Genomic DNA, 20,309 nt, shown 5'->3' with positions numbered 1-20,309 from the left:
CCCCCGAACCCCATGTTGCCCCTGAGCAGTCGCAACAGCCGGTAGGTGGCGCCATCATCGATGAACAAGGCCAGGAAATCCCGATCACCGAGAACATGATCCAGCGCGCCTGCCAGGAGCTGGAAAAAGAGCTGGTTACCCCAGACAAGAAAAAAAGCTGATCCGGCGGTCTATACGAACCGCCTGGCGCAAGTCTTCGCGGCTAAAGCCGCGCCTACACCAACGCGGCCGATGGGCGCTTGGCTGACCTTGTCGCTGGACGGCAGCGCCATCAACGCAAGGTCGCGCCCAGCGCCTTGACCATCTGCACCAACTGCGGCGCATCGCCTTGCAGCTTGACGCTCAACCCATCGATCTCGCGGCGCATCGGATAATGCTTGCGTAGCGCATCGAAGGCCGCCCGCCGGCTCGCGCTATCGCCCTGCAGGCTGCGGCGGAAATCCGCATCGTCGCGCCGCGGGTCATAGACCGCACGGCACAGGGTGGCCAGCGCCCAGGCCGGATCGGCAGCGGCCTCCAGGCTCAACTCGGCGAGCCAGGGCGCCGGCATCAGCTCGTCGAGGCTGACCCTCGGCGTGCAGCCGAGATGCGCGCAAACCGCCGAATAGATCTGCGCCGTGCCGCGCAGCTTGCCATCCAGGCTGTAGCCGGCGATGTGCGGGGTGGCGAGGCGGCACAGGCCGGCCAGCGCGACATCGACCTGCGGCTCGCCTTCCCAGACATCCAGCACCACCTGCAGATCGCCGCGCTGCTCGAGCAACTCGCGCAGCGCCGGATTATCCACCACGGCGCCGCGGCTGGCATTGATCAGCCAGGTGCCGGGCTTTAGTCGGGCCAGGCGCCGCGCATCGAATAGATGATGGGTCGGCTGCGCGCCAGCGCGTTCGAGCGGGGTGTGCAGACTGAGCACATCGCACTCGGTGAGCAACTGCTCCAGGCCGACGAAATCACCGCCCTCGGCGAGCTGGCGCGGCGGGTCGCAGACCAGTACCCGCCAGCCCAGGCCGCGCATCACCTCGACCAGGCGCCCGCCCACCTCGCCGGCACCGACCACCCCGTAGGTGCGTGTGGCCAGCTCGACACCCTGTTGCTCGGCCAGCAGCAGCAGGCTGCCGAGCACATAATCGACCACCCCGCGCGCATTGCAGCCCGGCGCACTGGCCCAACCGATGCCGGCCTGGGCGAAGTAATCGAGATCGAGATGATCGGTACCGATGGTGCAGGTGCCGACAAAGCGCACCGCACTACCTTCGAGCAACGCCCGGTCGACCCGGGTCACCGAACGCACCAGCAGCAGTTCGGCATCGGCCACGGCCGCCGCATCGATAGCGCGGCCGGGCAAACGACGAATCTGGCCGAATCCGGCAAAAAACTCATCGAGCAGAGGGATGTTTTCGTCGGCGACTATTTGCATGAGCGGCTCCATACGTCAGGGCGCCATTCTAACCTGTCGTCACCCTTGCCCGCAGCACGCCGACACAGCCCACACGCCGCTTTCCTGACCGAAGTGTCAGCGCGTAGACTACGCGGTTTTCCCAGAGCGCCAGCGGATGACCTCTATGCCTGCCGTATCCCGCCTGCTGCGCGTGCGCACCGAGCTGCGCACCCTGCTGGTTCTGGCCACGCCGATCATCATCGCCCAGCTGGCGCATACCGCCATGGGCTTCGTCGATACCCTGATGGCCGGGCGGGTCAGCTCCCGCGACCTGGCGGCGGTGGCACTCGGCAATTCGATCTGGGTGCCGGTATTCCTGCTGATGACCGGCATTCTGATGGCGACCACGCCCAAGGTCGCCCAGCGCTTCGGTGCCGGCCAGCAGGCCGAGATCGGCCCACTGGTGCGTCAGGCCTTGTGGCTGGCGCTGGCGGTCGGTGGTGGTGCCGCCGTCCTGCTGTGGAACGCCGAAATCGTCCTGCAATTGTTGAATGTCGAGCCGCGCCTGATCGAACCCGCCATGGGTTATCTGCGCGCGGTGGCCTGCGGCTTCCCGGCGGTGGCGCTGTACCATGTGCTGCGCTGCTTCAGCGACGGCCTTGGCCATACCCGCTCGAGCATGGTGCTGGGGCTGCTCGGCCTGCTGTTGAACATTCCGGCCAACTACATCTTCATCTACGGCAAGTTCGGCCTGCCAGCCATGGGCGGGGTCGGCTGTGGTTGGGCCACCGCACTGGTGATGGCCTTCATGCTGCTGGGCATGCTCTGGTGGGTGAAGTGGGCGCCCTTCTATAAGCCGAGCCTGTTGTTCAGCCGTTTCGACTGGCCGCAGTGGCCGACGATCCGGCGCCTGCTGGCGATTGGCCTGCCGATGGGTATCGCGGTATTCGCCGAAGTGAGCATCTTCTCGGTGATCGCCCTGCTGATCGGCAGCCTCGGCGTCAGCGTGGTCGCCGGCCATCAGATCGCCCTCAACTTCACCTCCATGGTGTTCATGATCCCCTACTCCCTGGGCATGGCCGCCACGGTGCGCGTGGGCCAGATGCTCGGGCGCGGCGATCCCCGCCAGGCCCGCTTCGCCGCCGGGGTGAGCATGGCCGCGGCACTGGTTTATGCCTGCCTGTCGGCCAGCCTGATGCTGCTGTTGCGTGAGCAGATCGCGCAGATCTACACCGCCGACCCGACGGTGATCGCCCTGGCATCCGGCTTGATCGTGTATGCCGCGATGTTCCAGTTCTCCGATGCGATCCAGGTCACTGCGGCCGGCGCCCTGCGCGGCTACCAGGACACCCGCATGACCATGTTGCTGACCCTGTTCGCTTACTGGGGCGTCGGCCTGCCGGTGGGGTACGCCCTGGGATTGTCCAGCCTGTTCGGCGAGCCGAGCGGCCCGAGCGGCCTCTGGCAAGGCTTGATCGTCGGCCTGACCTGCGCCGCCATCATGCTGGCGATCCGTCTCGGCGGCAGCGCGCGCAAACGCATTCACGCGGTTAAAATGACGCGATGATCACCAGCCCCCTTGCCCTGCTGGTCCTGCTCACCCTGCTGGTCCTATCGGCGTGCCAACCGGCCGATGACGGCCTGGCCTTGCAGGCGGACTACCTGCAACGCCTGAACAATGCCGTCGAGGGCGATGCCGTCGCGGCCTTCGACAAGATGGCGCTGACGCGGTACCGCTTGCCGCCGCGCCGCGAACGTGTGGCGACAATCCCCGAGGTGCGCATCGGCCTGCTCGACCTGCTGATCGACGTGCGCCGCTGCCCCGCGCTGCAGCAGCAGATCAGCCTGCGCAACAGCAGCCTGGGCAAACAGCTGGTCCCCAGCAGCCGCCTGGCCTATGAAGGCGACCTGTTGCGCGCCATCGACGCCTGCTTGGCGTACCTGACGCCCGAGCAAGACCAGAAGCTGCAGCGGATGCTCACCGGTCTGGCCCAGGAAAAGCGCGCGCAGCTGCCCCTGGTGTTCTGGAATGCGCTCAACGCCAGCGAGGAAGTCGAGCGCTACCTGCGCTTTGCCGATCAGACGCTGCCGATTGCCCCCGCCGAGGACGATGCCGCCCTCGATGCCTTGGCGCAGCTGGCCGCCATGGCCAATGCCCTGCCGCAAACCCTGCCGCCGCCCACGACCGAACTCGATCCGCTATTCTTCGCCCTGCATGCCAGCCCCCAGGGCGGCCAGCTGATCAGCAGCCTGGCCAGCCTGACCCACACATTGAATGAAGGCAGCCGCCTGCTCGAACAACGCCAGCAGCGCCGGCCCATTTGCCCGCAGGGGCAAGCGACGTCACGCGGGCGCATCCTGCAGAACATCTTCGTCAAATACTACGCCGGCGGCCTGCAACCCTATCTGGCCCAGGTGCACCAACGCGGTCAACCCTGGAGCAGCAGCCTGCGCCAGCTCAGCGCCGCCGCCGAGGTGCCGGCGGCCACGCGCAACTACCTGCTGAACCTGGCTGGCCCTGGGCAATCCCTGTGGGTTGATTTTCAAGCCGCCACCTCCCGGCATGTACGCGCCTGGCAGGACAGTCTGAAAAGCTGTGGTCTGGCGCCCGGTCAGTCCGGGTGGAATGGCCAGGCCGCCAACGCCGACCAGTAGGCCTCGGAGAGGAACTCACGCCCCTGCAGCAGATGCGCCAGGTAGTCCGCGCTGGGCAACAGGCCATCCTGGCGATACGCCGGATTGGCGATATACACCCAGGCAGGCTGCACGCCCTGGGCCGTGACAATCGCCAGGCGCTCGCGGCTGTAATAAATCGGCGCGCCCTCGAAGGGGTCGAGCTTGGCGATCTCATCCAGTTCGGCCAGTCGGTAGAGCACGCCTTCCACTACGCCATCGCGCTGGTAACGGATATTGGCGTAGGCACGACCCGGGGCACGGTCCACCGCGCGCTTGTTGAAACACAAGGCAAAGCCGATCAAGCGGCCCGGCATCACCTCACTCACCCGCAGACCGCGGGCCTGCATGCGCGCCGGATTCATGTTCGAGCCGTAGGCGAAGTACCAGCCCATGGTCAGTCGGCCTTTTTCCGGATCAGATACAGATAGGTACCCGCCTCTTCGCTCTGCTCGAGCAGTTCATGGCCGAGAAACACGCAGAACTTGGGGATATCGCGCCGGGTCGAGGGGTCGGTGGCGATCACCTTGAGCAGGCCGCCAGCCGGCAGGTCGCGCACCTTGTTGTGCAGCATCATCACCGGCTCGGGGCAGTTCAGCCCGCTGGCGTCGAGGGTGTCATCGAGAATGGCGTCGGATTGCAGGGGCATCTGGCTGGCTCCAAAAACAGGCGGCTATTGTCGCGCAAAGCGGCCCCTCAGACCACCCGCCCCGCTCATGCGCCAAAGCGAACCCGAACTAGCCTTTAACAGGTAGCCCCACAGGCGGAGCAGGTGGTGAAAATGTCCGCACCCAACCAACCCCGGACCTGGTGCCTGGTGCGCCTGGACGACAATGGCAACGAGTTCGTCGTGCGCGCCGACCTGACCCGTGCCGCCGCCGAAGCCCTGGCACGGCAACTCGAGGCGCACGGCCACAAACAGAGCTATTGGGTCAGGCAACAGCAGCCCGTTGGCCCGGACGAAAGCCGGGAAGATCGTTGAGGCCACCCCCCGGGGCTCATCCGGGCCTTAGACGCGAAATGGACGCGCAGTCCCCGCGCCTACAACCGGCGCAGGTGGCAGGTCACTTCCTCGCGGTCGTGGTAGAGCTGCTTGCAGGCGATCGACACCTTGATCTTGCGCGCGGCAAAGCCGTCCTCGAGGCGCTGCAACAGGCGGCGTACCTCGGCGTAGCGCTGCTTCATCGGCAACTTGAGGTTGACCACCGCCTCGCGGCACAGGCCTTCGCCGATCCAGGTTTCCAGCAGGGCGGCGCTGCGCGCGGGCTTCTCGACGATGTCGCAGACCATCCAGTCCACCGGTTGGCGCGGCTTGTAGGTGAAGCCGTCGACCATCAGGTGCTGGACCAGGCCGGTGTCCATCAGGCTTTCCGCCATCGGCCCGTTGTCGATGGCGGTGACCAGCATGCCGCGCCTGACCAGTTGGTAGGTCCAGCCACCCGGCGCGGCGCCGAGGTCGACACCGGTCATCTCGTCCGACAGGCGCTCGTCCCACTGTTCGCGCGGAATGAAGGTGTGCCAGGCCTCCTCCAGCTTGAGGGTCGAACGGCTCGGCGCCTCGCGGGGGAACTTCAGGCGTGGGATGCCCATCGGCCAGAGCGCCGAGTTGTGCGGCTCGGCCAGGCCGACGAAGACCTCGCGGCCGCTCTTGAAGGTCAGCAGCAGACGCGGCTTCTGCGCGTCCTCCACCAGCTTGCCGGCCTTGCTCAGGGCATTGCGCAGCGGCGCCTCGAACTTCTTGCAGAAGTTCGACAGCTCCTTGCCATCATTGGTGTCGAGCACTTCCAGCCACAGGCTGCCGAAGGTCGGCGAGTCCGCCAGATGGGCCAGCAGCACGCTGATGCGGTCCAGCTCCGGCAGGTCGATGAACACGCCACGCGCCCATTGCCGCGGGAAAATCAGCTGACTGAAGCGCACCCCGCGCATCAAGCGTTCGGCACCTTGCGCCTCGGTGCAGATAAATTCGGCGCAGGCCGTGCTCGGCTTGGCCTTGGCGTAACCGGCCACGTCCAGGCGCGCGGCATGCTCGGCGATCTCCGCACACACCTCGTTCTCGAAACCGGGGCGGCAGTGCAGTAACAAAGTATTCATCGGTGATCTCCTCAAGGCGCGCATCATAACGGAGTCGGCAACCCGGGGCGTAATCGCACGTCCCATCGTTCTCCACTTTGTCGCAGTGTGCCGCGGCCGATGCGGTTGCGCCCCCGCAGACGGCTTCAGCCGCGAAAGCCCTCGCGTGCCAACTATATGGCCGGCCCCTGACCGAGTACTCATAGGCACTGCTGCGCGCACGCGCACCGACAAGACCTATGACATGGCAAGCCCCGCCAAGCAGGACTAGCTTGAAGACACTGCAGCAAACAATCCGGTTTGCACCGTGCATGCCCCAGGAGACACGCAATGCCATCCTTAGATAGCCTGAACAGTCGCCGCAGCCTCGTCGTCAGCGACCAGACCTACCAATATTTCAGCCTGCCGGAGGCGGCCAAGACCCTCGGCAATATCGACAAGTTGCCGATGTCGCTGAAAGTCCTGCTGGAGAACCTGTTGCGCTGGGAGGACGGCAAGACCGTCAGCGGCGCCGATCTGCAGGCCATGGCCGACTGGCTGCAGAGCCGCAGCTCCGAACGCGAGATCCAGTACCGCCCGGCGCGCGTACTGATGCAGGACTTCACCGGGGTGCCAGCGGTGGTCGACCTCGCGGCCATGCGCGATGCCATGGCCAAGGCCGGCGGCGACCCGCAGAAGATCAACCCGTTGTCGCCGGTCGACCTGGTGATCGACCACTCGGTGATGGTCGACAAGTTCGCCTCCGCCGCCGCCTTCGGCCAGAACGTCGCCATCGAGATGCAGCGCAACGGCGAACGCTACGCCTTCCTGCGCTGGGGCCAGCACGCCTTCGCCAACTTCAGGGTGGTGCCGCCGGGCACCGGCATCTGCCACCAGGTCAACCTGGAATACCTCGGCCGTACCGTGTGGACCAAGGAGGAAGACGGCCAGACCTTCGCCTTCCCCGACACCCTGGTCGGCACCGACTCGCACACCACCATGATCAACGGTCTCGGCGTGCTCGGCTGGGGCGTCGGCGGCATCGAGGCGGAGGCGGCGATGCTCGGCCAGCCGGTGTCGATGCTGATCCCCGAGGTGATCGGCTTCAAGCTGACCGGCAAGCTCAAGGAAGGCATCACCGCCACCGACCTGGTGCTCACCGTCACCCAGATGCTGCGCAGCAAGGGCGTGGTCGGCAAGTTCGTCGAGTTCTACGGCGACGGCCTGGCCGACCTGCCGCTGGCCGACCGCGCCACCATCGCCAACATGGCGCCGGAATATGGCGCGACCTGCGGCTTCTTTCCGGTCGACGCGATCACCCTGGGTTATCTGCGCCTGTCCGGTCGTTCCGAGCAGACCGTCAAGCTGGTCGAGGCCTACTGCAAGACCCAGGGCTTGTGGCGCGAGAAAGGCCAGGAGCCCGTGTTCAGCGACAACCTGGAGCTCGACATGGACAGCGTCGAGGCCAGCCTGGCCGGGCCCAAGCGCCCGCAGGACCGGGTTTCCCTGTCCCGGGTCGGCAAAGTTTTCGATGAGTTCATCGGTGTGCATCTGACACCCAGCAGCAAGGAAGAGAGCCGTCTGCTCGACGAAGGCGGTGGCGGCGCCGCGGTCGGCAGCGCCGCGCAGATCGGCACGGTCGACTATCATCATGAAGGCCAGACCCACCGTCTGATGGATGGCGCGGTGGTGATCGCCGCCATCACCTCCTGCACCAACACCTCCAACCCGAGCGTGATGATGGCCGCCGGCCTGTTGGCGAAGAAGGCCATCGAAAAGGGCCTGCAGCGCAAACCCTGGGTCAAGAGTTCGCTGGCCCCCGGTTCCAAGGTGGTGACCGAGTATTTCAACGCAGCCGGATTGACCCAATACCTGGATCAACTGGGCTTCAGCCTGGTCGGCTACGGTTGCACCACCTGCATCGGCAATTCGGGGCCGCTGCTCGAACCGATCGAGCAGGCCATCCAGGAGAACGACCTGACGGTGGCCTCGGTGCTGTCCGGCAACCGCAACTTCGAGGGCCGCGTGCATCCGCTGGTGAAAACCAACTGGCTGGCTTCGCCGCCCCTGGTGGTGGCCTACGCCCTGGCCGGCAGTGTACGGGTGGACATCACCAGCGAACCGCTCGGCCTGGGCAAGGACGGCCAGCCGGTGTATCTCAAGGACATCTGGCCGAGCCAGCAGGAAATCGCCGAGGCAATCCTCAAGGTCGACACCGCGATGTTCCACAAGGAGTACGCCGAGGTGTTCGCCGGCGACGAACAGTGGCAAGCGATCCAGGTGCCAGAGGCCGCCACCTACGCCTGGCAGGCCGACTCGACCTATATCCAGCATCCACCGTTCTTCGAGGACATCGCCGATGCACCGCCACACATCGGCGACATTCACCAGGCGCGCATCCTCGCTCTGCTCGGCGACTCGGTGACCACCGACCACATCTCCCCGGCGGGCAACATCAAGGCCGACAGCCCGGCCGGGCGCTACCTGCGCGAACAGGGTGTCGAACCGGTGGACTTCAACTCCTACGGCTCGCGCCGCGGCAACCATGAGGTGATGATGCGCGGCACCTTCGCCAATATCCGCATCAGGAACGAGATGCTCGACGGCGAAGAAGGCGGCAACACCCTGCACGTACCGAGCGGCGAGAAGCTGGCGATCTACGACGCGGCGATGCGCTATCAGGACGCCGGCACCCCGCTGCTGGTGGTCGCCGGCAAGGAATACGGCACCGGATCGAGCCGCGACTGGGCGGCCAAGGGCACCAACCTGCTCGGAGTCAAGGCGGTGATCGCCGAGAGCTTCGAGCGCATCCACCGCTCCAACCTGGTCGGCATGGGCGTGCTGCCCTTGCAGTTCATGCCCGGCCAGGATCGCATGAGCCTGCGCCTGAGCGGCAAGGAAACCCTCGGCATCCATGGCCTGGATGGCGTCGAGCTGCACCCGCACATGGTGCTGATGGTGGAAGTGAGCCGCGAGGACGGCACGCGGGAAAGCATCGAAGTGCTGTGCCGCATCGACACCCTCAACGAGGTCGAGTACTTCAAGGCCGGCGGCATTCTGCACTATGTCCTGCGCCAACTGATCGCAGGCTAGCTACGATGCTCGGCCTGCCGACTCGCGGCGGCAGGGCCGACTAAAACGCCGCACGCAATCCGGGACGTGATCCCGGATTGGGTGGGCGCTAATCGGGTTACAAAGGCACGGCGCGCGTGCCGCGCAACCGCAATGCCTGTCGCTTGCAGAGCGCCGCGGCCACTGGCGTTTTATTGCCCGAACAGCCGTTCCAACCACGACCTGTTCCTCGCCGCCTTGTCGCCCGCGGAAATGTGAAGCCGTTCAATATCCGGTTACACTGCGAGGCCCGATTTCCGCTCAACTTCAGCCCTGCCTGGCCGATGACAAGGCATAACCCTTAGGGACAAGCTCCTCATGCGCAATAATCAGCCCATCACCCAACGCGAACGCACCTTTGCGGCCCAACAGCGCTTGATTTCCACCACCGACACCAAAGGCCAGATCACCTATTGCAACGAGGCATTCGTCGAAATCAGTGGCTTCAGCCACGGCGAGTTGATGGGTGCGCCACACAACCTGGTGCGTCACCCTGATGTGCCGTCGGCCGTGTTCGCGCACATGTGGAACACCCTGAAGCAGGGTCGTCCCTGGATGGGTATCGTCAAGAACCGCAGCAAGAATGGCGATTACTACTGGGTCAATGCCTACGTCACCCCGGTACTGGAAAAGAACCAGGTGGTTGGCTACGAATCCGTGCGGATCAAACCGACCGCCGAACAAGTACGCCGCGCCGAAGCCCTGTACAAGCGAATCAACGCCGGCAAGTCCGCCGTACCCGGTCGCGACCAGTGGCTGCCGACCCTGCAAAACTGGCTGCCCTTTATTCTGGTCAGCCAGATCGGTTTCCTGATCGGCACCTGGCTCGACACCAGTTGGGGCTTCGCCGTTGCCGCCCTGCTCTCGATACCGCTCGGGCTGGCCGGTCTCAACTGGCAGCAGCGCGGGATGAAACGCCTGCTGCAACTGGCCGATCAAACCACCTCCGACCCGCTGATCGCACAGATGTATACCGACAGCCGGGGTTCCCAGGGCCGCCTGGAAATGTCCATCCTCGGCCAGGAAGCACGTTTGAAAACCTGCCTGACGCGCCTGCAGGACAGTGCGGAAAACCTGGCCAAACAAGCCAAGCAGGCCGATGCCCTGGCTCACAGCAGCTCGGCCGGGCTGGATCGCCAACGCCAGGAAACTGAACAGGTCGCCACCGCGGTCAACGAAATGGCCGCCACCACCCTGGAAGTTGCCAGCAACGTCGCCCGCACCGCCATCGCCACCCAGGAAGCCAATCGTCTGACCAGCGAGGGCCGCGCCATCACCGCGGAAACCCGCGCCGCCATTCAGCGCCTCTCGCAGTCGGTCGGCGACACCGGCGAAACCGTCACCCGCCTGGCCCAGGACAGCAACGAAATCGGCGGCGTGGTCGATGTGATCAAAGGCATCGCCGACCAGACCAACCTGCTCGCCCTCAACGCCGCCATCGAAGCCGCCCGCGCCGGTGAAATGGGTCGCGGCTTTGCCGTGGTCGCCGACGAAGTCCGCTCGCTGGCACAACGCACCACCGAGTCCACCGGACAGATTCACCAACTGATCGCCAAACTGCAGCGCACTGCCGAAGAAGCCGTGATGACCATGGAAATCGGCCGCAAGCAGGCCGATGAAGGCGTCGAACGCGTACAGCGGGCCGACCTGGCCCTCGCCGGGATCAGCGACGCAGTGTCCAACATCGCCGACATGGCCGACCAGATCGCCGCAGCAGCCGAAGAGCAAAGCTCGGTCGCCGACGAAATCAACCGCAACATCACCAACATCGCCCAACTGTCCGACCAGACCTCCAGCGAAGCGCAAAGCTCCGCGGTGCTCAGCGAAGCACTCACCGCCACTGCGCAAGGGCAATATTCGCTGGTCGAACGCTTCAACCGCTAAACACCAAAAGGGCGCCCGAGCAGACTCGGCGCCCCCTTCCTGTAAAAGCCGCCGTGACCAACCAGCCTACTGCCAGGGCTTCGGCGCTTCCCCTCCTACCAGGCCCGAATAGCCGGTTGGCGCCGCAGCTCATTTCCGCCACCGCCTCTTCCGGCGCCTATACTGTCAGCATGCATGGTGGCAACAACACAGGGCACCAAGCCCGGTTATTGACCCTATGTTCATGATGCCGACAACGTCGCCAAATGATGACCCTAGTGCCATTCCCGCGGGGAGAAACGGCAGGTGCAACGCTATGCAAACTCTCGACCTGGCTTTGCTCAACGAGGTCCTTCCCGCCGAGATGTTCCGGCAAATGTCCGCATTCGGCGCCCTCTCTAACGAATTCATCAAACAGGTGCTGGCGGCGGGTTAGTTGCTCGAATTAACAGAGGGCGAGCAGCTCTATCATCAAGGCGATCATGCCGATTGCTTTTATGTCGTCCTGAAGGGGCATCTGGAGATTTATCAGGATAGCGAGACGGGCCGGGAGGTCATCCACACGGCCTGCGAAGGAGAAAGCGTCGGCTTTGCCGCGATACTCGCGATGCGCCCCCCGACTGTTCAGCAGCGTTGCGAGCAGCGAATGCATAGCATTGAAAATTCCCTGCCACGCCCTGCCCAGGCTGCAGGAACTGGATGGCAATCAGTTCGGGATCTTTTTCATCAATCTGTCCCGGGACATGAGTCGCTTTATGGATGATTGCATTCACCGGCTGCACGCGGCCAACACCTAGACGACAATCGCCGAAGCCCCGTTACCTACGATAAAATATTCATATTTTTCAAATACTTAACTATATATTTCGCGACAATCAGACTGCCCTTCAACCGCCGGCAACGCCAATGCAAATCCGTGGCGAGCGGGCAAATTCCAGGCACAAAAAAGGGCGACCGAAGTCGCCCTTTTTTTGGATCAACCGAACTTAGTTCTGTTTTTCCATTTGTGCACGGAGCAGATCACCAATGGTGGTCGGACCGGAAGCTTCAACTTCCTGCTTGCGCATTTCCTTGATGGCTTCTTTCTCGTCTTCAACGTCTTTCGACTTGACCGACAAGCTGATTACGCGGCTCTTGCGATCGACGCTGATGATCTTGGCTTCTACTTCTTCGCCTTCTTTCAGCACGTTGCGCGCGTCTTCAACGCGGTCACGGCTGATTTCGGAGGCTTTCAGTGTCGCTTCGATGCCATCGGCCAGGGTGATGATCGCGCCCTTGGCGTCAACTTCTTTAACGATACCGCGCACGATGGTGCCTTTATCGTTAACAGCAACGTAGTCGGAGAACGGATCTTCTTCCAGCTGCTTGATGCCGAGGGAAATGCGCTCACGCTCCGGATCGACGGAGAGGATAACGGTTTCCAGCTCGTCGCCCTTCTTGAAGCGGCGTACGGCTTCTTCGCCCACTTCGTTCCAGGAGATGTCGGACAGGTGAACCAGGCCGTCGATGCCGCCATCCAGACCAATGAAGATACCGAAATCGGTGATCGACTTGATGGTGCCGGAGATCTTGTCGCCCTTGTTGAACTGACCGGAGAAATCTTCCCACGGGTTAGTCTTGCACTGCTTGATACCCAGGGAGATACGACGACGCTCTTCGTCGATATCCAGAACCTGAACTTCCACTTCATCGCCAACCTGTACGACTTTGGACGGGTGGATGTTCTTGTTGGTCCAATCCATTTCGGATACGTGCACCAGGCCTTCCACGCCTTCTTCCAGCTCTGCGAAGCAGCCGTAGTCGGTCAGGTTGGTTACGCGTGCATTGACGCGGGTGCCTTCCGGGTAACGTGCCTTGATAGCAACCCATGGGTCTTCGCCCAGTTGCTTAAGGCCCAGGGAAACGCGGTTACGCTCGCGATCGTACTTGAGTACCTTGACATCGATCTCGTCGCCAACGTTGACGATCTCGGACGGGTGCTTGATACGCTTCCAGGCCATGTCGGTGATGTGCAACAGGCCATCGACGCCGCCCAGATCGACGAATGCGCCGTAATCCGTGAGGTTCTTGACGATACCCTTGACTTGCTGACCTTCCTGCAGGGATTCCAGCAGAGCTTCGCGCTCGGCGCTGTTCTCGGCTTCCAGCACGCTGCGGCGGGAAACGACAACGTTGTTGCGCTTCTGGTCCAGCTTGATGACTTTGAATTCGAGCTCTTTGCCTTCCAGGTGAGTGGTATCACGCACCGGACGGACATCGACCAAGGAACCTGGGAGGAACGCACGGATGCCGTTAACGTCGACTGTGAAGCCGCCTTTAACCTTACCGTTGATAACGCCCTTGACCACTTCCTCAGCGGCGAAAGCTGCTTCCAGAACGATCCAGCACTCGGCACGCTTGGCTTTTTCGCGGGACAGCTTGGTTTCACCAAAGCCGTCTTCAACCGCGTCCAGCGCAACGTGAACTTCGTCACCGACCTTGATGGTCAGCTCGCCAGCGTCGTTGTGGAACTGCTCCAGCGGGATGAGGCCTTCCGACTTCAAGCCAGCGTGAACGGTTACCCAACCAGCTTGGTAATCGATGTCGACGATGATAGCGGTGATGATCGAGCCAGCCTGAAGGTTCAGGGTTTTTAGGCTTTCTTCAAACAGTTCAGCAAAGCTTTCGCTCATTTTAATTCCTGTAGATTCAGGGCGGGGAATCCGCCCAAACCACATTCCAGACAATGTGGGTACGTTCATATAAAAAGAGGCCTACGGGTCTAGGACTGGATTCCCGCATGCCTCCTTGTGAGCTGACCGACTTAAAGCAGCCGGGGCTCTTGTCATCCGACAAGATCGCGATTGGCGACCTCACTCAGGATACGTCCCATTACCTGCTCGATGGAAAGTTCGGTGGAATCCAGCTGGATCGCATCGGCCGCCGGTTTGAGCGGAGCCACTGCACGCTGGGTATCGCGTTCATCACGCGCCCGAATCTCCTCGAGAAGACTCGCGAGATTAACATCATCGCCCTTGGCCTTCAACTGCAAGTAACGTCGCCGAGCACGCTCCTCGGCGCTGGCGGTCAGAAAAATCTTCAGCGGCGCATCGGGAAACACCACGGTGCCCATGTCACGGCCATCGGCGACCAACCCCGGCATCTCCTGAAATGCCCGCTGACGCTGCAGCAAGGCCTCGCGTACCGCGGGCAACGACGCCACTTGCGAGGCACCGGCGCCAATCCCCTCGTTGCGGATGGCCTCGGTGACCTCCTCGCCCTCGAGAATGATCCGCTGCCCCTGCCCCTGGGCACCGGCGAGGAACTGCACATCCAGGTGTGCGGCGAGCACCTTCATCGCCTCCTCGTTGGTCAGGTCGACACCATGATTGCGCGCGGCAAAGGCCAGCAAGCGATACAGGGCGCCTGAATCCAGCAGATTCCAGCCCAGTTTCTGGGCCAACAGGCCGGCGATCGTGCCCTTGCCCGAGCCGCTCGGCCCATCGATCGCGACTATCGGTGCCAGAGCAGTCATGACGCGGCCTCCTCAGCCACACGGATACCGACCTGCGCTGCCAGGGCGAGGAAGTTCGGGAATGAGGTCGCGACATTGGCGCAATCATGAATACGAATCGGCGCCGTGACGCGCAACGATGCCACGCTGAAGGCCATGGCGATCCGGTGGTCGCCATGGCTCCAGACCTCGCCACCGCCCATGCTAGCGCCGCCGCTGCCGGCCCCGTCGATGATGATGCCGTCCGGCGTCGGCTCTACCTTGACGCCCAATGCCAGCAGGCCGTCGGCCATGACCTGAATGCGGTCGGATTCCTTGACCCGCAACTCCTCGGCGCCGCGCAGTACGGTACGCCCTTCGGCACACGCAGCCGCCACGAACAGCACGGGGAATTCGTCGATGGCCAGCGGCACCAGGTGCTCCGGAATATCGATGCCCTTGAGCTTGGCGCTGCGCACGCGGATGTCCGCCACCGGCTCGCCGCCCACGGTACGCTGGTTCTCCAGGCTGATATCGCCGCCCATCAACCTGAGGATGTCGATCACCCCGGTGCGGGTCGGGTTGATGCCGACATGCTCGAGCAGCAGCTCGGAGCCTTGGGCAATGCTGGCGGCGACCAGGAAGAAGGCCGCCGAGGAAATATCCGCCGGCACTTCGATATGACTCGCCGTCAGCTTATGACCCGACTCGACGCTGGCCGTACTGCCCTCGACCGCCACCGGGTAGCCGAAACCGCGCAGCATGCGCTCGGTGTGGTCACGGGTCGGCGCCGGCTCGGTCACCGAGGTCTGCCCCGCCGCATACAAGCCGGCCAGCAACAGGCAGGATTTTACCTGGGCGCTGGCCACCGGCATCTCGTAGTGCATGCCGCTCAGGCGCTGGCCGCCGCGAATGGTCAACGGCGGACGCCCTTCGGCAGCGGTTTCGATCACCGCCCCCATCTCGCGCAGCGGCCGGGCCACCCGGTTCATCGGCCGCTTGGACAGCGAGGTATCGCCAGTCAGGGTGCTGTCGAACGACTGCCCGGCCAGCAAGCCGGCGAGCAGGCGCATGGAAGTACCCGAGTTGCCCAGGTAGATAGGCCCGGGCGGCGCCTGCAGGCCGTGCAGACCGACGCCATGGATGGTCACCCGGCCATGGTGCGGGCCTTCGATCACCACCCCCATGTCGCGGAAGGCCTGCAGGGTGGCCAGGGCATCTTCGCCCTCGAGAAAGCCTTCGACCTCGGTCGTGCCTTCGGCCAGCGAACCGAGCATGATCGAGCGGTGCGAGATGGACTTGTCGCCCGGAACACGAATCCGCCCGGAGAGCTTGCCACCGGGATTAGCCAGAAAAATCAGATCATTCGAATGCATAGCGTCCACATAGGCCCGTCGGGCTAGAATTTTGCTGAAATGTTCGCGGGCCACACGAGCGCGGGTAAACACCCCCAGCAGCTGATGGCCGTCCCCAGCGTCGACCGCATCGCGCAAGGCGTCGAGGTCGCCGCGAAATAGATCCAGGGTATGCAGCACGGCCTCGCGGTTGGCGAGAAAGATGTCGTGCCACATCACCGGGTCACTGCCGGCAATCCGCGTGAAATCGCGAAAGCCGCCGGCAGCGTAGCGGAAAATCTCCAGATTCTCGCTGCGCTTGGCCAGCGAGTCGACCAGACCGAACGCCAATAAATGCGGCAGATGGCTGGTCGCGGCGAGCACCTGATCATGGTGTTCGACCTGCATATGCTCGACCTTGGCCCCCAGTTCGCGCCAGAGCCGGTCGACCAGCTGCAGGGCCTGCGGGTCGGTTTGCGCAAGCGGCGTCAAGATCACCTTATGCCGGCGGAACAGCGCGGCATTGGCGGCCTCCACCCCGCTTTGCTCGGAGCCGGCAATCGGATGGCCCGGCACGAAACGCGCAGGCATCTCGCCGAAGGCCAGACGCGCGGCGCGCACCACATTGCCCTTGGCGCTGCCGACATCGGTGAGCACCGCATCGCCCAGGTCGAGCTTGGCCAGTTCCAGCAGGAGTTTTTCCATGGCCAGGATCGGCACCGCCAGCTGGATCACCTCGGCGCCCTGACAGGCGGCGGCCAACTGCTCTTCGCAGCGGTCGACCACCCCCCGTTCCACGGCCAGGCGACGCGACTGCGGATCGAGATCGACCCCCACCACTTCCCGGCACAGGCCGCGCTCACGCAAGCCCTTGGCGAAGGAACCGCCGATCAGGCCGAGACCGATCACCACCAGGCGGCCGATCATAGGCGTACAGGGTTGCGCCTTGGTGACAGCGCTTTTCGCTTCGCTCACGCGTCCAGCACCTTGGCCAGCGCTTCGAGGAAACGGCCGTTCTCTTCGGGCAAACCGATGGAGACACGCAGGTAGGTCGGCATGCCGTAATTGGCCACCGGCCGCACGATCACGCCTTCGCGCAACAGCGCCTGATAAAGCGGCATGGACTCGCGACCGAGGTCGACGGCGATGAAGTTGCCCCTGGACGGGATCCAGCCCAGCCCCAGCGCGCGGAACCCCGCCTCCAGCTGCGCCATGCCGGCCGCATTGACCCGACGACTCTGCGCCAGGTACTCGGCATCGTCGAACGCCGCACAGGCGGCCGCCAGGGCCAGGCTGTTGACGTTGAACGGCTGACGCACACGGTTGAGCACATCGGCGATCTGCGCCGAACTGATGGCGTAACCGACGCGCAACGCCGCCAGGCCATAGGCCTTGGAGAAGGTGCGCGAGACCAGCAGATTCTCGTACCTGGCCAGATAATCGAGGCCGTCCGGCAGCTCATCGCCTTCGGCGTACTCGATATAGGCCTCGTCGAGAACCACCAGCACATTGCCCGGCACACGGGCGAGGAAATCGTCCAGCGCCTGCGGACCGAACCAGGTGCCGGTCGGGTTGTTCGGATTGGCGATGAACACCACCCGGGTATCGACGTCGATGGCAGCCAGGATGGCCTGCAGGTCGTGGCCATGCTCCCTGGCCGGCACCACCTTGCCCTGCGCACCGACCGCCTGGGTGGCGATCGGGTAGACGGCAAAGGCATGCTCGCTGAACACCGCATTCAGACCGGGCGCCAGATAGGCCCGCGCCACCAGCTCGAGAATATCGTTGGAACCGTTACCCAGGGTGACCTGGCCGGTCTGGACGCCGCAGCGCTCGGCCAGCAGGCTTTTCAGGGCGAAGCCGTTGCCATCGGGATAACGGGTCAGCTCGGCCAGCTCGTCACGAATCGCCTGCAACACCTTCGGGCTGGGGCCCAACGGGTTTTCATTGCTGGCCAGCTTGACGATGCTGGCCGGATCCAGATCCAGCTCGCGGGCCAACTCATCCACCGGCTTGCCCGGCACATAGGGCGACAGCTTTTGCACGCCTGGCTGGGCCAGGGCGAGGAAATCGGTCATAGCAAAACCTCGAACTGCAGGTTACGCCCAAGCAGGTTTTGCACAGGTTTAAGGCCTGCTTTCCCTGTAGGAGCGGCTGAAGCCGCGAATTTCGCGGCTGAAGCCGCTCCTACAAAAAAGCACTCCCGCTCATGCATCACCCAAGCGGCCGTAACTGCTTTTAAAGTACCGCTTTCGGGTAGGAACCCAGCACTTTCAGCGCCACGGCTTCCTGATTGATCTTCTCCAGCACATCCTTGATCAGCGGATCGCGGTGATGGCCGACGAAATCGATGAAGAACACATAGGTCCACTTGCCGCTGCGCGACGGGCGCGTTTCGATGCGGGTCAGGTCGATGCCGTTGTTATGGAACGGCACCAGCAACTCGTGCAACGCGCCCGGCTTGTTGCGCATGGAGACGATGATCGAGGTCTTGTCGTCGCCGGTCGGCGGCACTTCCTGGCTGCCGATGATCAAGAAGCGCGTGGAGTTGTCCGGGCGGTCCTCGATCTTTTCCGCCAGTTTGCTCAGCCCATACAGGCTGGCCGCCATGTCGCCGGCGATCGCCGCACTGTTCCACTCGCTCTTGACCCGCTTGGCCGCATCGGCGTTGCTCGACACCGCCACGCGCTCGACGTTCGGGTAATGCGCATCCAGCCACTTGCGGCACTGGGCCAGGGACTGGGCGTGAGAATAGATGCGGGTGATCTTGTCGACCTTGGTGGTTTCGCCGACCAGCAGATGATGGTGGATGCGCAGCTCGACTTCGCCGCAGATCACCATGTCGTGCTCGAGGAAGCTGTCGAGGGTGTGATTGATCGCGCCCTCGGTGGAGTTTTCCACCGGCACCACGCCGAAGTTCACCGCACCGGCGGCCACCTCGCGGAACACCTCGTCGATCGCCGCCATGGGCACGCTGATCACCGCATGGCCGAAATGCTTCATCGCCGCGGCCTGGCTGAAGGTGCCTTCCGGACCGAGGTACGCGACCTTCAGCGGGTTCTCCAGGGCCAGGCAGGAGGACATGATCTCGCGGAACAGCCGGGCCATTTCCTCGTTGCCCAGCGGCCCCTGGTTGCGCTCCATGATGCGCTTGAGCACCTGGGCTTCGCGTTCGGGGCGGTAGAACACCGGCTTCTCGCCTTGCGGCAAGGCGAGCATTTTGACCCGTGCCACCTCTTCGGCGCAGCGCGCGCGGTCGCTGATCAGCTCGAGGATTTTTTCATCGAGGTTGTCGATGCGCAGGCGCAGGGCTTGCAGTTCCTGTTCGGAGATTACATCCGTCATCAGCCGTGTTCCTTCTCGAATTCGGCCATGTAAGCGACCAGCGCCTCGACGGCATCCAGGCCCACGGCGTTATAGATGGAGGCACGCATGCCGCCAACCGAACGATGGCCCTTCAGATTGAGCAGGCTGCGGGCCTCGGCACCGGCGAGGAACGGCTTGTCCAGGCGTTCATCGGCCAGGCGGAAAGGCACGTTCATCCAGGAGCGGGCGTTGAGCGCAATCGGGTTGCTATACAGCCCGCTGCTGTCGATGGCGCCGTAGAGCAGCTCTTTCTTGGCGCGGTTGCGCTGTTCCATGCCTTCGACGCCGCCCTGCTCCTTCAACCACTCGAACACCAGGCCCGAGAGGTACCAGGAAAAGGTCGCCGGGGTGTTGTACATCGAGCCGTTGTCCGCGGCGACCTGGTAATTGAGCATGGTCGGGCAGACGCTGCGGGCGCGGCCGAGCAGGTCCTCGTGGACGATGACGACGACCAGCCCGGACGGGCCGATGTTCTTCTGCGCACCGGCGTAGATCAGGCCGAATTTCGATACGTCGATCGGCCGCGAGAGGATGTCCGAAGACATGTCCGCCACCAGCGGCACGTCAGCGACTTCGGGAATCCAGTCGAACTCCAGGCCGCCGATGGTCTCGTTCGGCGTGTAGTGCAGGTACGCGGCATCTTTCGACAGCTGCCAGTCGTTCTGCCCAGGAATGGCGAAGTAGTCGTAGGGCTTGGCGCTGGCGGCGACGTTGATGTTGCCATAGCGCCGCGCCTCGTCGATGCTCTTCTTCGACCAGATGCCGGTGTCGATATAGTCGGCGACGCCGTCTTCCGGCAGCAGGTTGAGCGGAATCTCGGCGAACTGCTGGCTGGCGCCGCCCTGCAGGAACAGCACCTTATAGTTGGAGGGGATGGCGAGCAGGTCGCGCAGGTCCTGTTCGGCCTTGGCGGCAATGCCCATGTAGTCGTCGCTGCGGTGACTCATCTCCATCACCGACAGGCCTTTACCCTGCCAGTCGAGGAGCTCCGCCTGGGCGCGTTGCAGAACAGCTTCAGGAAGCGCGGCCGGGCCGGCGCAGAAGTTATAGGCTCGCTTGCTCACAT

The 20,309-nt window shown here is 63.6% G+C and carries 17 protein-coding genes; 7 read left to right on the top strand and 10 right to left on the bottom strand.

Annotated features, from left to right (window positions below; translation table 11 throughout):
* Window positions 1-161 (top strand): PA1571 family protein (locus ABZE94_RS02580; protein WP_372873970.1); only part of this gene is annotated, 161 nt, incomplete at its 5' end.
* Between the two features lie 110 nt (window positions 162-271).
* On the opposite strand, the gene pdxB is transcribed toward ABZE94_RS02580, so the two are convergent.
* Entirely contained in the window at window positions 272-1,414 is a 1,143-nt protein-coding gene (gene pdxB, locus ABZE94_RS02575) for a 4-phosphoerythronate dehydrogenase PdxB (protein WP_372873967.1), read from the bottom strand.
* A gap of 145 nt (window positions 1,415-1,559) precedes the next feature.
* On the opposite strand from pdxB, the gene ABZE94_RS02570 reads away from it, so the two are divergent.
* Together ABZE94_RS02570 and ABZE94_RS02565 are read left to right on the top strand one after the other, a co-directional pair.
* Window positions 1,560-2,942 carry an MATE family efflux transporter gene (locus tag ABZE94_RS02570; RefSeq protein ID WP_372873966.1) on the top strand — a complete coding sequence of 461 codons (1,383 nt, stop codon included), beginning with the start codon at window positions 1,560-1,562 and terminating at the stop codon, window positions 2,940-2,942.
* Window positions 2,939-4,030, top strand: a complete 1,092-nt coding sequence (locus ABZE94_RS02565) for a DUF3080 family protein (protein ID WP_372873965.1) — start codon at window positions 2,939-2,941, stop codon at window positions 4,028-4,030. Before ABZE94_RS02570 ends, ABZE94_RS02565 begins: the two co-directional genes overlap by 4 nt.
* On the opposite strand, the gene ABZE94_RS02560 is transcribed toward ABZE94_RS02565, so the two are convergent.
* Both ABZE94_RS02560 and tusA read right to left on the bottom strand, forming a co-directional pair.
* On the bottom strand, window positions 3,988-4,443 hold the full coding sequence (locus ABZE94_RS02560; RefSeq protein ID WP_372873964.1) for a gamma-glutamylcyclotransferase family protein: 456 nt from the start codon (window positions 4,441-4,443) through the stop codon (window positions 3,988-3,990). The genes ABZE94_RS02565 and ABZE94_RS02560 overlap by 43 nt on opposite strands.
* A 2-nt stretch (window positions 4,444-4,445) precedes the next feature.
* Complete coding sequence (gene tusA / locus ABZE94_RS02555) at window positions 4,446-4,697, bottom strand: sulfurtransferase TusA (protein WP_238041503.1); 252 nt, start codon at window positions 4,695-4,697, stop codon at window positions 4,446-4,448.
* A 132-nt stretch (window positions 4,698-4,829) separates the two neighbouring features.
* On the opposite strand from tusA, the gene ABZE94_RS02550 reads away from it, so the two are divergent.
* On the top strand, window positions 4,830-5,030 hold the full coding sequence (locus ABZE94_RS02550; RefSeq protein WP_372873963.1) for a hypothetical protein: 201 nt from the start codon (window positions 4,830-4,832) through the stop codon (window positions 5,028-5,030).
* Window positions 5,031-5,089: 59 nt separating this feature from the next.
* Here ABZE94_RS02550 and rlmM read toward each other — a convergent pair whose 3' ends face one another.
* Window positions 5,090-6,139 (bottom strand): 23S rRNA (cytidine(2498)-2'-O)-methyltransferase RlmM, encoded by a 1,050-nt coding sequence (rlmM, locus tag ABZE94_RS02545; protein ID WP_372873962.1) that lies wholly within the window; start codon window positions 6,137-6,139, stop codon window positions 5,090-5,092.
* Window positions 6,140-6,448: 309 nt separating this feature from the next.
* Between rlmM and acnA the strand changes: the two genes are divergently transcribed.
* The 3 genes from acnA (at window position 6,449) to ABZE94_RS02530 (ending at window position 11,834) form a co-directional block, all read left to right on the top strand.
* Entirely contained in the window at window positions 6,449-9,190 is a 2,742-nt protein-coding gene (gene acnA / locus ABZE94_RS02540; protein WP_372873961.1) for an aconitate hydratase AcnA, read from the top strand.
* 336 nt (window positions 9,191-9,526) lie between these two features.
* On the top strand, window positions 9,527-11,092 hold the full coding sequence (locus ABZE94_RS02535) for a methyl-accepting chemotaxis protein (protein ID WP_372873960.1): 1,566 nt from the start codon (window positions 9,527-9,529) through the stop codon (window positions 11,090-11,092).
* Between the two features lie 415 nt (window positions 11,093-11,507).
* Window positions 11,508-11,834: a cyclic nucleotide-binding domain-containing protein gene (locus ABZE94_RS02530; protein WP_372873959.1), complete on the top strand. Its 327-nt coding sequence runs from the start codon at window positions 11,508-11,510 to the stop codon at window positions 11,832-11,834.
* A gap of 223 nt (window positions 11,835-12,057) precedes the next feature.
* Here ABZE94_RS02530 and rpsA read toward each other — a convergent pair whose 3' ends face one another.
* The 6 genes from rpsA to serC form a co-directional block, all read right to left on the bottom strand.
* Window positions 12,058-13,743 (bottom strand): 30S ribosomal protein S1, encoded by a 1,686-nt coding sequence (gene rpsA, locus ABZE94_RS02525; RefSeq protein ID WP_172146096.1) that lies wholly within the window; start codon window positions 13,741-13,743, stop codon window positions 12,058-12,060.
* A gap of 152 nt (window positions 13,744-13,895) precedes the next feature.
* The gene (gene cmk, locus ABZE94_RS02520; protein ID WP_372873958.1) at window positions 13,896-14,585 is read right to left on the bottom strand and encodes a (d)CMP kinase; all 690 of its coding nucleotides are present in this window, start codon (window positions 14,583-14,585) and stop codon (window positions 13,896-13,898) included.
* Window positions 14,582-16,804, bottom strand: coding sequence for a bifunctional prephenate dehydrogenase/3-phosphoshikimate 1-carboxyvinyltransferase (locus ABZE94_RS02515; protein ID WP_372873969.1), 2,223 nt, complete (start codon window positions 16,802-16,804; stop codon window positions 14,582-14,584). Before ABZE94_RS02515 ends, cmk begins: the two co-directional genes overlap by 4 nt.
* A gap of 44 nt (window positions 16,805-16,848) precedes the next feature.
* The gene (gene hisC, locus ABZE94_RS02510) at window positions 16,849-17,955 is read right to left on the bottom strand and encodes a histidinol-phosphate transaminase (protein WP_372873957.1); all 1,107 of its coding nucleotides are present in this window, start codon (window positions 17,953-17,955) and stop codon (window positions 16,849-16,851) included.
* 160 nt (window positions 17,956-18,115) lie between these two features.
* The gene (gene pheA / locus ABZE94_RS02505; RefSeq protein ID WP_372873956.1) at window positions 18,116-19,222 is read right to left on the bottom strand and encodes a prephenate dehydratase; all 1,107 of its coding nucleotides are present in this window, start codon (window positions 19,220-19,222) and stop codon (window positions 18,116-18,118) included.
* On the bottom strand, window positions 19,222-20,307 hold the full coding sequence (serC, locus tag ABZE94_RS02500) for a 3-phosphoserine/phosphohydroxythreonine transaminase (RefSeq protein ID WP_372873955.1): 1,086 nt from the start codon (window positions 20,305-20,307) through the stop codon (window positions 19,222-19,224). The genes pheA and serC overlap by 1 nt, the downstream gene beginning before the upstream one ends.
* Window positions 20,308-20,309: the final 2 nt, after the last annotated feature.

The sequence above is a fragment of the Pseudomonas sp. genome (assembly GCF_041601375.1).
Lineage (GTDB): Bacteria > Pseudomonadota > Gammaproteobacteria > Pseudomonadales > Pseudomonadaceae > Aquipseudomonas.
This window is presented reverse-complemented; position numbering and strand designations above follow the sequence as displayed.